Below are 13,196 nucleotides of genomic sequence, written 5' to 3'. Positions count from 1 at the left end.
TATTTTATTAACTGTATAACTTGGATATATCTCCAAATTCAAGGAATAGATTGGCTATATTTTTCAAAAATCCCAATCTATTCATTCTAATACTCTCATCTTTATCCATAACAAATACATTATCAAAATAATTGTCAATACTATCTTTCATGGTTAATAATTCATCTATTGCTTCTTTGTAGCTTAATCTTTCTAATTTTTCTTCTATCTTTCCTTTGGTTTCAAGGTATTTTTCAAACAATTGCTTTTCTGCTTCTTCTTTAAATAATCTTCCTTCATATTTCAATGAATTATGCTTTTTAGATATATTCTGAACCCTCTGGAATGTTTTTATAAATACCTTAAATTCTTCGGAATTTGCAACTTCATTTAAAGCTTCTGCTGCAAGATATGCTCTTAATGGTTTATTCCAATTTACCAAAACTGTATTTATAACCTCTGAAGAGATTTTCTTTCTTGATAAATAAGTTTCAAACCTATTTTTAAAGAATTCGGAAATTTCATTTTCCTTATATTCAACACCTATTAATTCTGAAATTTTTCTCATTAGTTCTTCAAGATCTATATCCCAGTTGTTTTCTATTATTATTCTTAATACACCATATGCCTTTCTTCTTAAAGCAAATGGGTCTTTTGAACCTGTTGGAATTTTATTTATTCCAAAGAATCCAACTATATCATAAAGTTTATCTGCCATAGAAACTATTAAAGAATTAAGTTCCAAAGGCAAAGTATCGGTTTCTTCAACTGGTTTATAATGTTCTTCAGCAACAATATATACATCTTCAGAATAATTATGATGTTTTAAATATATCCTTCCCATTGCTCCCTGTAATTCCGGGAATTCATAAACTATATGTGAAGGTATGTCTATTTTTGAAAGTTCTGTTGCTTTTATGAGATTTTCGTTTTTATAATCCAATGATTTTGCTATTAATTCTGAAATTTTCATCATTATATTTATTTTATTTAAATATGTTCCTAGACCAGCCTGATATGTAATTTGATTTAATTTCTTTAAATACACCTCAACAGGTGTATTTAAATCTTCATCATAATAGAATTTTGCATCGTCAAGTCTTGCGTTAATAACCCTCGAATAACCGTTTACAACATTTTTTTCTTCACTTAATCCATCCTGAAATGCTATATAATTATTTGAAATCTTACCATTTTTTCTTGCAACAAAACTTCTTTGATGATGTTTAACTGTTATTTTTATTACTTCCTCTGGAAGCATTAAATATTCTTCGTTAAATGTTCCCACAACAGCTGCCGGATATTCTGTTAATTGAGCAATTTCATTTATTAATTCTTCATCCATTTCTATTTCCAATTCATTATTTACAGCAACCTTTTCTAACTCTTCTTTAATTCTTTCTTTTCTTTCTGAGTAATTAGCAATTACAAAATTTTCTCTTAATATGTCAAAGTACTCATCAGGTCTGGAAATAAATACTTCGCCTTTACTCATAAATCTATGCCCGAAAGTTCTTCTTGAAGAGTTAATTCCGAACAATTCAAAATCTATTATATCATAATCTAATAACGCCATTATCCAATGCACCGGTCTAACAAATTCATATTCACCATTTGACCATCTCATTGGTTTTTTAAATCTCAATTTTTTTATTACAGCTGGATATATTTCTGCAAGGGATTCGGAAATAGGTCTACCTGCTTTTTTTATCTTTGCAAATAAATATATATTGCCTTTTAATTCTTTCTCTTCAATTTCATACTCTGTTCCTTCAAGAGATCTTAAAAAACCCTGATATGGTTTTGTTGGATTTCCGTCTTCATCAAATGAAACCTTTTTAGCAGGTCCTTTTCTTTCCATTATCATGTCTGGTTCTTTTTCTGGTAAACCTTCAAGATAAACACCAAATCTTCTTGGGGCAATGAAAACTTCCAGCTTTGTATAAGATATATTATGTTTTTTTAATTCTTCTTCCATATTTTGATATAACTGAGTAATTATATTTTCATATTCACTTGAAGGTAATTCTTCAACGCCTATTTCAAGTAATGACTTTTTATTCATCATTCTCTCCTCCAATTGCTTCGAGGTATGTTTGTGCTGTCTTTCTTGCCATGTCTCTAATTAAAAGTATATATTTCTGTCTTTCATTTACACTTATTGCATTTCTTGCATCAAGTAAATTAAACGCATGCGCTGCTTTTACAAGATAATCATATGCAGGTAAATATAATTTATTTTCAATAAGATACTCAAATTCGTTTTTATATGTTTCAAAAAGATTATACAACACTTCTATATTTGCTTTTTCAAAATTAAAGATTGAGAACTGTCTTTCATTTTCTTTGAACATTTCTCCATATTTCACATACTTATTCCACATTGTTTCATATACATTCTCTTTTCCCTGCAAATACATAGCAAGTCTTTCTATTCCATATGTAATTTCAAGTGAAATAGGTTTTAATGAAACTCCACCCATTTGTTGGAAATATGTGAATTGCGTAATTTCCATTCCATCTAACCATACTTCCCAACCTACTCCCCAGGCACCAAGTGTAGGTGATTCCCAGTTATCTTCTACAAAACGTATATCATGTTCATCTGGATTAATTCCTATCGCCTTTAAAGATTCTATATAAATTTCCTGGGATTCCTTTGGTGACGGTTTTAATATTACCTGATATTGATGAAACCTTTGCATTCTATTTGGATTTTCACCATATCTTCCATCTGTTGGTCTTCTACTCGGTTGAACAAATGCAACATTAAATGGTTTTTCACCTAATGTTCTAAAAAATGTTGATGGGTGATAAGTTCCTGCACCCATCTCCATATCGTAAGGTTGTTCTATTACACAACCATATTCAGACCAGAATTTATCTAATTTTAATATTAAATCCTGAATATACAATGTCAGTTCCTCCTTTATTCAAGTGAAATTAACAGCGGATAATGAGGTTGTCCGCCATTGTGTATTTCAACCTCTAAATCTGAAAATTCTTCCATTAATTCATTTGCTATTAATTCTGCTGTTTTTTGTTCTATATCCTGACCATAGAATATTGTCATTATTTCAAATCCTTCAGCCAATTTTTCTCTTAATACCTTTAAAACAGCTTCATTTAAATCAAATCCATGTGCTTTTAATTCTTTTCCCACAAATACCAGATATTCATCTTTTTTAATGCTTTCTCCTGCTATTTCAGAATCTCTAACTGCATATGTTACTTGAATAGGAACAACTGCTGAGATTTCAGACTCAATTGCCTCTTTTAATTCGTCCTTTTCCATTGTATCATCAAATGCAAGCATTGCAGCTACGCCTTCCTGAATATACTTTGTTTTTACAACCAATACTTCTTTATCTTCAACCATATCTGCAACTTTTTCTGCTGTAAGTATAATATTTGGATTATTTGGCAATATTAATATCTTCTTTTGTGGCAATTTTTCTATGGCTTCCATGAAATCCTTTACACTTGGATTCATTGTTTGGCCACCAAATATTACCATATCAACACCTAAACTCTTAAATATCTGAGTCAATCCGTCTCCCGGAGAAACGGTTATTATTCCCCAATTTTCATTATTTGTTTCAAAAACTTCATTTTGTTCTTCTGTATTATCTGTAGTATTTTCGGCAGTATATGTTTCAGTTACATGTTCATGTTGTACCTTCATATTATCAACTTTTACCTTATATAGTTCTCCATATAATAAAAATTCTTCAAAAACCTTTCCAGGATGATTTGTATGTACATGTGTTTTTAAGAAATCTCCCTGATGAACCAGCACTATAGAGTCACCTAATTCTTCAAGAAATGCTCTTATTTTATCCAATTCTTCCTTTGAAATATCCGGATCATTTAATTTCAAAACACATTCTGTACAATACTGGAATTTTATTTCTTCGTATGCAATTTCTTTAATCTCTTCAGCTGAAGCACTTTCTATATTCTTTAAATCTACTTCAGTATCTCCATTTATAGCATCTCTAAAACCTTTTATTATATAGCTAAGCCCTTTTGCACCAGCATCTACAACATTAGCTTCTCTTAATTTTTTTAAGTATTTTGGAGTTTCTTCTACTATTTCTTCTGAAATTTCATATAATCTGTTTATAAACTCTTCAAAATCTTCTATATCAGATAATTCTTCTTCTGCTCTTTCTGCGAGTTTTCTAATCAATGTTAGCATTGTACCTTCAACAGGCTTAATAACCGCATGATATGCAACCTCTTTCGCTTTTTTCAAAGCTTCTATAAAATCTTTTGTAGTTACAACTTCTTTATCTTCAAGGGTTTCTGTAAAACCTCTAAAGATTTGAGATAAGATAACTCCAGAGTTTCCTCTGGCTCCCATTAACAATCCATCTCTCATATTTTTCATTATATCTTTCATTTTATTTTTATTCTTAGTCTTATCAAGCCATTCACATGCTTCAAGCATACCCGATGACATATTTGAACCTGTATCCCCGTCCGGAACAGGAAATACATTTAATGCATTTATTTCATCTTTTTTCACTATAAGGGTTTCTGCTGCTTTTTTAAATGCTATATAAAAATCCTTTGCATGTAATTCCTTCATGTTTTCACCTCTTTAAATTTTTATTCCTACTACTTTTACATTTACTGTTACGTCTACATCCCCCAGAGCTTCCTTTATACGATGATAGACATTTTCCTGGGCATTAGCAGCAACCCTTTTTAAAGGAAGACCATATTCCATATAAATATAAAGATTTACAGTTACCTTATTATCCTCTTCAATTACTTCTACACCTTTTTCCTGTGGCTTTTGTAATACAGATGCCAATTTATTTAATAAACCACCTTTTCCAATATCTACAGTACCATATGATTCAAGTGCTGCTCTATATACTATTTCATTAAATACTTCCGGTTTTATGGTCACTGTTCCGAGATCTGTTTCTATAATCATAAATAACACCTCCGTTATTTTTATTTATTCGAGTATAGCCGAAAGATATCCAACGGTTCTTTCATAATCTCCAAATATTTCTCCACTTGTTGTATGATGTAATATTCTTACATTTTCAAATCCTGTATATAATAATGTATTTATTGCTCCAAATCCACATGCTGTTATATTATATTTTTTTATATACTCATATACCTTTTCAGGCGATTTTTCTTTTAAGGCTTCTATAATAAAATTTCCCTTTTCCAGGGTTACTTCATGATTTTCATAATGATTTAAATCACTTGATGCAATTATAACCACACCATCTTTAGCAAATTTTTTTATAACTTTACTTAACTTTTTCGACATTTCTAATGTTTGAACTCCCATTATTATAGGAACTATTTTAAAATCATTTCCATATAAATATTGCAAAAACGGCAATTGCACTTCTATAGAATGCTCATATTCATGAGCTATAATATCTCCTTTGATTCTCAATTCAGATAATATAAAATTAGAAATTTCCGTATCCACATCTATGGTTCCAAACGGGGTTAACCATGAACCTTCTGGATATACCGACAAAGATGGACCTACACCTGTATGATTAGGTCCAATAATTATTGCTGTTTTTACTTTTCCTTTTTTCATCAATTCATAATATCCATATGCCGCTGTTTGTCCTGAAAAAACATAACCAGCATGCGGAACAATTAATCCCGTTAAGTCAATTGATTTTTCAGGTATTTCAATCTCTTCAAATCTTTCAAAAAAAGATGAAATTTGTTTTTTTAATTCTTCATAATCAGCAGGATAAAATGTTCCAGCCACTACAGGATATCTCATTTTATTCGCCTCCATATCCTGTTAGTTTTGGCCAAATAAACAATGTCAAATTATATTCTCGATTTCTCTCTTCTGTTGTTTTAAACAATTCGCCCAAAAAAGGGATATCTTTTAAAAACGGGACTCCGGTATTTAATTTTTCCTTTTTTAATAATTTTAATCCACCAATAACTCCAACATAACCATTTTTTATTAACATCTTTGTTTTTAATTCGCGTGATGTTTCCGCATTATATTTAGATATTGAAGATTTTTCCGGTTCACTGACTTTTAAAGATAAATCTAAATCTATTAAATCCTGATATTTATTATATCTCGGTTCTATTTCAAGAAACAATCCACTTTCTATATACTGTATAGAAGACTCATTTACTATAGGTACTCTATAAACAGATTTAAACATAGCTTTACTTCCAGATTTTACTATTATTTTGGGTTTAGATAATAGTTGCGAATTTGATTTTGAGTTAATGTTTTTTACATCAAATACCGCCTCAATAATTTCAGCATATAACTGTGGTGTAATTATTCCATTATTTAAAGATGCCACTATATCTTTAGAATTAAACCTGTTCTCTATTTTCCTTATTGTTTCTTCTAAAATCGAAGAATCGATTATAGATATTTCTATTGATATAACCTCTGGGATTTTGCTTTTTATTATCAAAATCCCTTCTTTATCTTCCAATATATAATTATATTCATTTAAAAGATATTCAATATTTTTTTTATTTGAATAATCTACATTATAATTATACACCGAAATAGCTTTTAAATCATCATTATTTATCAAACTGTAATTTTTTTCTTTTGCAAATTTTTCAATAATTTTATACAGAGAAATTGTTTCATTTTTTTCTTTATTTTTATTAATTATACCCTGTTTCAGTAATGAAATATCTGCTTTTACATCTGTCGCTTCATCTGATTCATCGGAAATCTCTTCTTCATTTTCGAATTTTTCTATATAATCTTTTATAATGCCTATATCTTCTTCTTTCCCTCTTATTATATAATTTTTTTCTATCTTTTGAATTATAGTATCTTTAAAAATTTTATTAAAAGGTAATAAATCTAATTTTGACTCTATTATTTCAATTTTAATGTTATTTTTATTATTTATATTATTACTTTTTTTATTATTATAATTAATATTAATATTTTCTATTTTTTTCAGTATTTCTTTAAGTTTTTCTATTTTTTCCCCTTTAACCAGATATAATGTTGTTGCAATTTGCGAAATTTCCACATCAAAAAAAGCTTCTAATTTTCTCAAATCATAATTGCTTTTTATTATATCAACTTTATATATTTCGTCTGATTTCTGCATTTTTGCGGAGTTTTCTCCATTTTTTTCAACTTTTTTTAAATGTATCTCTCCATTCTTTTCAGGATATATCACTTCTATTGCATGATTTATTTTTTTTATCTGTTCTGTTTTTTCGTTTGTTGCGTATATAAGATATACATTTTCATTTACTTTAATTCCTTTTATTCCCATAAACCTGATTAATCCCAAAAAATCAGGTATGTTAGATTCTATTAAGCTATAAATATACTCTTCCTTTTTGGTATTCGCATTATTTTCGCGAACAATTATTGGAAAAGCTGTTTTTTCAATATTTAACTTTGAAAAAAGTATGTTATTTTCATCTATATAAAAATACTTTAATCCGCTTTTTTGAATTAATATTCTGAAAATATCTTCTGGATAAAACTTTTTCAGTGTTAAAGAAATATACTTTTCTGGAACTGGATCTATATAATACCTATTCAACTTTACTTCATCCAATACCATTTCAAGAATATCCTTTATCAATATCTTTTTAAAATAATAATCTTTATCTCCTATTTCACCAAATCCTTTTACAATTATTTCCAAATTTTTATTATCCAGTTTATTGATTTTTATATCTCCCTTATTAACAGGAAATATCGTTTCAAATTCAATAATATTATTATATGTATGAATTTTTTTTACAGGCCCACGATAAATCTCCATAGTTTTATCCTCAAATTTTATATTATCTGAAAATATGCATTTATATATATTTTCTCTGTTAAACATCTCAAGAGATGTTAAAATATTGGTAATTTTAATAATTGTTGTATTTTCCACTTGATCAATAATTATTTTATATGAAAATAAATTTATATACATCATCAAAAAAAGAATAAATGGTATGTATAATTTTTTCATCTCAACACCTCAAATCTTTTTTTGTTATTGTCATATAACAATATACCATCTTTAAATATTTTTATAACCCGTTTATCGTTTTTTATTTCTCCATTTTTCAATTTTATTAATTGATTTCCTATATATACATATCCTATCAAATTACCTTCATTTTCTACAACACCTGCAAATTTTAATATTTCAGATTCAGGTAAAAAATTTTTTTCTTTCCAGAGTTCATCTACATCAAAATCTATCCCTTGAAAGAAATTTTTATACTTATTTTGTTTCTCTAACTGAATATTTATAACTTTAACATTTTCAGGAATTTGTCTTTCAATATATATATCATAACTATTATCAAAAATATCTTTTTTTCTCAAAAATAATTTGTCTATTATTACTCCATTTTCATTTTCCAATTTAGATATTATACTGGATATTTCAATTGAGGATAGATTTTTTTTTATTATCGGGTTTTCAGAACATGCTATCTTATACTGAGGAATTTCCACACTTTTTTTCGGGATATTTACCTGTGTTTTATTCATAATAAACAAAGAAATTATAATAATTATTATTGAAAGAGCGTATCTATATATCATTTTCTCAACTCCAGTATTTTATATTGCTTGTATACCAGATCTATATCTCCCTTTTCTTCAATTTCAAATGGTGCCACTATTTCAACCGAATCTTTAATAGATACTGCTATTGTCGCTTCCAGTGTTGTATTAGCAGAATATTTCAGAGATAATATACGAACTTCAGTTTCAAGTTTCTCAAGAAATTTTAAAAAATTAAAAAATTCTTCATTAGTCTTTCTGGCTAATTCTATTCTTTTTTTGTATTCCTGAAACATCTTTTCTCTATTATCAATATAATTGAGTTTAATTTCATAAATTTTATTATTGTAGTAATATATAGAAAATCCCATAAATATTATTGAAATTGATAATATCACATAGGAAAATATATTTAAATATTTTCTCAATCGAGATTCAAACCCCCACAACATTTTTAAAATCACCTTCTAATATTATTTTTTTTATTTTTTCACAATCCAGATTTACACAATAAATATCTTCTGACACATTATTTATATATATTCCATACTCAAAAAACTCTTTTTCTCTATAATAAAGAATTTTTCTTTCCTGAATTTCAAATACTATTGTTTTATATTTTGAAAAATCATTATTAGAAAGGTGTTTCCATAATAATAAATTTATTGGTATATAGTAATCATATTTAATTGAAAATCTGTATTTAAACATAGATTTTTTCAAATATAAATAATACATATTTTCTCCTAAATCTATAACACCAACCTTTTCCTTTGAACTCTCGTAATCTCTTGCATTATTTATAATATACATGTTTAATTCATCTTTATCACTGAATTTTTTTATAATTCCGTAATTATGAACAATATTTATTCTCTTTTCTCCAAAAAAAGATTTCTCTTTTATCTTTTCTTTAAAAAGATATTTATTGTTATAATAATACTTTTTTACCACTTTATCCCTCCCCATGAAAAGGCCGAAGTTACAGGAAGTATTGAAAATCTTAAATATACATTATCGTTTATATATATAGTTCCTCCAGGCCCCTGCATCATAAAATTAAAAAATTGATATACATGAGCATAATTTTTATACTGGGTGTATGGAAGCTGAAGAAATATATTACCAATAAAATATATTTTACCTGCTACTATAACCCTTGAATTCTTCTTTTTAAAATCTATAGAATGATACTTTGCCTGCACAAAAGTATCCATCATATACACAAAATCTATTCTCTTTTTTATGTCTTCAAAAAATGTATGTTTTATAATTATAGGAGCAACTAATATTAAAATACTTTCTATTAACAGTACAACAATCACTTCAAAAAGTATAAATCCTTTTTTTGACTTCATCTATATCCCCTCAAACATATTAATAGCATTAAACATCCCATTATAAAAGGTATATACAATTTCTAAAATTATAACGGACAATATTGATATTAAAATTGGTTCAAATATCTTTTTTAATTTTTGAACATAAGTACCTATTTCCAGATTAAGATGGGTTTCCATTATCTCCAATGGCTTTTTCATATTTCCAATATCATTTGATAAAGATAGTGCATATATTAATTCACCAAAAGAGCTGTCTTTAAATGCATCGGATAAATCTTTTCCATTTTTTATTTTCAAAAGCATCTCATTTATTTCTTCCGCTACTTTTTTAGATGTTGCAATTTCCGAGCTCTTTTCAAATGCTGAATATAAAGTATCCCCACTTTCTATAAAAATTAATGTATTCTCAATAAATTCCAGCAAATAAAACTTCATATATAAATTACCTAAAAAGGGGATTTTATATATTGTTTTATCAAATTTTCTTCTATACTTTAATAGAACAGCTACGGCTATAGCAATAATTGAAAACAATAATATTATCCCCCAGGAGAAAAGAAAATTAAATTTTACATTAAATGTTTTTGAAAAAATAGGGGATATATAAAATTGAAGAAAGAAAAGAAGGGATATTATTGCAGAAAACAATAACAAAGGGTAAGCAATTATATTTTTAAATTCTTTATAATTATTAATTCTATTTTGATATATATTCTCAAGCCTTTCAAGCATTTTAATCATTTCTTTTTCATCTGAAACACCAGAAAGCGATACCCTTAATTCATAATCAAAAAAATATGCGGAACGTAAACTTTCCACATATGTATTACCAGCTATTAAATTATTTACAATAAAATCAAGTGCAACCTTTAATTGATATGTAATCCCTGTATTTTTTCTCATTAAATCTACAGCATCAAAAAATGTAATATTGGTTGCCAGTAATGCTTTTAAAGATTTTATAAAGGTAAGATGTTCTTTTTGAGATAACTTCTTAAATTTTATTCTTTTCACAAATTCGAATTTCTTTATTAAAATACTTTTATTAACCCTTTTAAGTGCATCTGTTTCATTTTTTCCAAATACATATCCTTTTATTTCTCTGGAATATTCTTCGCCTTCGAAATAAAAGAGTTTCATAGACTATACCCCCTATCCCTTTAAACAATCCGAAAAAAATTATATCATAATCATGTACAATTTAAAAAGCTTTGACATAAAAGGATAAATATGGTAGAATTATTCTGTAAAGCCCCGATTTTTTTATACGATATATATAATGGACCCTGAAAACAAAGAAGGTGATAAAGATGATTAATGGTGTATCGGGAGTTGGCTCATATCAATATACACCTCAAATCAATACCAGAAATGCTGCATCATCTGCAGCTAATCAGCAAATGGCTCAAAAAACCAGCCAGGACTTTGATAATCTATTAAACGCTATAGTTTATCAACAGGATGGTTTAACCCGAAAATTAGTAAGGATAATCGGTGATATGTATCAGGGAAAAAATCTGGATATTTTAGCTTAAATGCGGGCTTTAATGCCCGCATTAGTTATTGGAGGGAAAAAATGCTTTTAGACTTACATTCACATTCAACATATTCAGACGGAACATACAAACCAGAAGATCTAATATTATTGGCTAAAGAAAAAAATTTAGAATTATATTCTATAACAGACCACGATAATATAGATGCACAAAAAGAAGCTATTGAATTTGCAAAAAAATATGATGTAAATTATATTACTGGCGTAGAAATCAGTTGCAAATTTAAAAATATGTTTGATCTTTTGGGATATGGCATTGACATAAATAACGAAAAATTAATATCCACACTTAATAGAATTCAGGATTATAGAAAAAATAGAAATAATTTAATGATAGAACGACTCAAAGAACTTGGTTTTGAAATAACCTTAGATGAAGTTGCCGAAGAAGCTCAGGGAGATGTTATTGGTCGACCACATTTTGCACGTGTTCTGTTAAAAAAAGGATATGTCAAAGATAGAGAAGAAGCTTTTGATAAATATCTTGGAGACGGAAAACTTGCATATATTCCAAAACAAAAATTACAACCAGAAGAAGCTGTTTCTTTAATAAAACAGGCTGGGGGTTATCCTGTAATTGCTCATCCAAAGTATTTAAAATTATCTCCATCGAAACTTATAGATTTAATATACTATTTAAAACCTTTTGGATTATGGGGTATTGAAGTTTATTATTCCAAACATACAAGAAAAGAAATTGAAATTTTCAAGGATATTGCTTTAAAAACAGGATTAATGATAACAGCAGGAAGTGATTTCCACGGAGAAAACAAACCTGAAATTGACCTTGGAATGAGCGTGGAAGATGAATACCTAAAAAAATCTATAGATGTATTAAAAGGGTGATGAATTTGAATTACAAAGAAAGAGAAAGATTATCAACCATATCATCTATAGTTTCCATAATTGCAAACGCATTACTTGCAATACTCAAAATAGGTATTGGATTCTTTACCAATAGTATGGCTATATTAGCCGATGGTCTTGACACAGCAACAGATATATTAACCTCTGTTATGACATTAATCGCAGGAAAAATCTCCAATAAACCACCGGATATTGAACATCCATATGGACATGAACGTGCGGAAACAATAGCCACAAAAATTGTATCTCTTATAATAATGTATGCGGGTATAGAAGTATTTACAAATTCCATAAAACGTTTAATAAATCATGATGCAAATATAGATAATCTGCTTTTTGTAGTTATTATTTCTGCTATTTCCGTAGTGGTAAAGTACTCCCTGTACAAATATAGATTATATATAGGAAAAAAAATAAATAGCAACGCAACAATTGCAGATGCTTTAAATATGAGAAATGATGTTTTTACTTCTTCTTCTGTTTTAATAGGAATATTAGTTCTATACTTCACAGGATTATGGTGGATTGATTCCGTATTAGCTATTTTTGTATCTTTAATGATTTTAAAAACAGGATTTGAACAGTTTATGGAATCATCAAGTGAATTAATGGAAAGTTCCCCTGAACTAAAAGAATTATATGAACTCGTCGCAAACTGTTCATGCAAAACAGCCAAAGCACAAAATCCTCATAAAATAAGGGCAAGAAAATTTGGTCATAGATATTTTGTTGATATGCATATTGAATTGCCACCGGAAATGACAGTAAAAGAAGCAAATGAAATATGTGCAGAATTGGAAAAAAGAATAAAAGAAAAAAATCCTGCTATTAAAGATATAATAATTCACGTAGAACCATATGGCAATGCCGAAAAGGAATGTTTTGGATTATCAATAGATAATATAAAACACATGAAGGGGGAATAATT

At 27.8% G+C, this 13,196-nt stretch carries 14 protein-coding genes; 3 read left to right on the top strand and 11 right to left on the bottom strand.

Going from position 1 to position 13,196, the window contains the following annotated elements:
* Positions 1–7 precede the first annotated feature (7 nt).
* From glyS to MARPI_RS06755, 11 genes are read right to left on the bottom strand one after another with little or no spacing between them, the layout of a single operon-like run.
* A complete protein-coding gene (glyS, locus tag MARPI_RS06805; RefSeq protein WP_148265157.1) occupies positions 8–2,044 on the bottom strand; it encodes a glycine--tRNA ligase subunit beta in 2,037 nt (678 codons plus the stop codon).
* A complete protein-coding gene (locus MARPI_RS06800) occupies positions 2,037–2,894 on the bottom strand; it encodes a glycine--tRNA ligase subunit alpha (protein WP_014296854.1) in 858 nt (285 codons plus the stop codon). Before MARPI_RS06800 ends, glyS begins: the two co-directional genes overlap by 8 nt.
* 14 nt (positions 2,895–2,908) lie before the next feature.
* Positions 2,909–4,573: a DAK2 domain-containing protein gene (locus tag MARPI_RS06795; protein ID WP_014296853.1), complete on the bottom strand. Its 1,665-nt coding sequence runs from the start codon at positions 4,571–4,573 to the stop codon at positions 2,909–2,911.
* A gap of 12 nt (positions 4,574–4,585) precedes the next feature.
* Positions 4,586–4,927 carry an Asp23/Gls24 family envelope stress response protein gene (locus tag MARPI_RS06790; RefSeq protein WP_014296852.1) on the bottom strand — a complete coding sequence of 114 codons (342 nt, stop codon included), beginning with the start codon at positions 4,925–4,927 and terminating at the stop codon, positions 4,586–4,588.
* 24 nt (positions 4,928–4,951) lie between these two features.
* Positions 4,952–5,758 (bottom strand): AmmeMemoRadiSam system protein B, encoded by an 807-nt coding sequence (gene amrB, locus MARPI_RS06785; protein ID WP_014296851.1) that lies wholly within the window; start codon positions 5,756–5,758, stop codon positions 4,952–4,954.
* Position 5,759: 1 nt separating this feature from the next.
* On the bottom strand, positions 5,760–7,958 hold the full coding sequence (locus MARPI_RS06780) for a type II secretion system protein GspD (RefSeq protein ID WP_014296850.1): 2,199 nt from the start codon (positions 7,956–7,958) through the stop codon (positions 5,760–5,762).
* Positions 7,955–8,542: a hypothetical protein gene (locus MARPI_RS06775; protein ID WP_014296849.1), complete on the bottom strand. Its 588-nt coding sequence runs from the start codon at positions 8,540–8,542 to the stop codon at positions 7,955–7,957. Before MARPI_RS06775 ends, MARPI_RS06780 begins: the two co-directional genes overlap by 4 nt.
* Positions 8,539–8,931, bottom strand: coding sequence for a hypothetical protein (locus MARPI_RS06770; protein ID WP_041638548.1), 393 nt, complete (start codon positions 8,929–8,931; stop codon positions 8,539–8,541). The genes MARPI_RS06775 and MARPI_RS06770 overlap by 4 nt, the downstream gene beginning before the upstream one ends.
* Before the next feature lie 7 nt (positions 8,932–8,938).
* Positions 8,939–9,457, bottom strand: a complete 519-nt coding sequence (locus tag MARPI_RS06765) for a hypothetical protein (protein WP_014296847.1) — start codon at positions 9,455–9,457, stop codon at positions 8,939–8,941.
* Positions 9,451–9,861: a hypothetical protein gene (locus MARPI_RS06760; protein ID WP_014296846.1), complete on the bottom strand. Its 411-nt coding sequence runs from the start codon at positions 9,859–9,861 to the stop codon at positions 9,451–9,453. Before MARPI_RS06760 ends, MARPI_RS06765 begins: the two co-directional genes overlap by 7 nt.
* Positions 9,862–10,986, bottom strand: coding sequence for a type II secretion system F family protein (locus MARPI_RS06755; protein ID WP_014296845.1), 1,125 nt, complete (start codon positions 10,984–10,986; stop codon positions 9,862–9,864).
* A gap of 170 nt (positions 10,987–11,156) precedes the next feature.
* Between MARPI_RS06755 and MARPI_RS06750 the strand changes: the two genes are divergently transcribed.
* The 3 genes from MARPI_RS06750 to MARPI_RS06740 are packed head-to-tail and all read left to right on the top strand — an operon-like array spanning position 11,157 to position 13,194.
* Complete coding sequence (locus MARPI_RS06750; RefSeq protein WP_014296844.1) at positions 11,157–11,381, top strand: hypothetical protein; 225 nt, start codon at positions 11,157–11,159, stop codon at positions 11,379–11,381.
* Between the two features lie 41 nt (positions 11,382–11,422).
* Entirely contained in the window at positions 11,423–12,247 is an 825-nt protein-coding gene (locus MARPI_RS06745) for a PHP domain-containing protein (protein ID WP_014296843.1), read from the top strand.
* The gene (locus tag MARPI_RS06740) at positions 12,247–13,194 is read left to right on the top strand and encodes a cation diffusion facilitator family transporter (protein ID WP_014296842.1); all 948 of its coding nucleotides are present in this window, start codon (positions 12,247–12,249) and stop codon (positions 13,192–13,194) included. Before MARPI_RS06745 ends, MARPI_RS06740 begins: the two co-directional genes overlap by 1 nt.
* Positions 13,195–13,196: the final 2 nt, after the last annotated feature.

Origin of the sequence: Marinitoga piezophila KA3, assembly GCF_000255135.1 — a bacterium.
Lineage (GTDB): Bacteria > Thermotogota > Thermotogae > Petrotogales > Petrotogaceae > Marinitoga > Marinitoga piezophila.
This window is presented reverse-complemented; position numbering and strand designations above follow the sequence as displayed.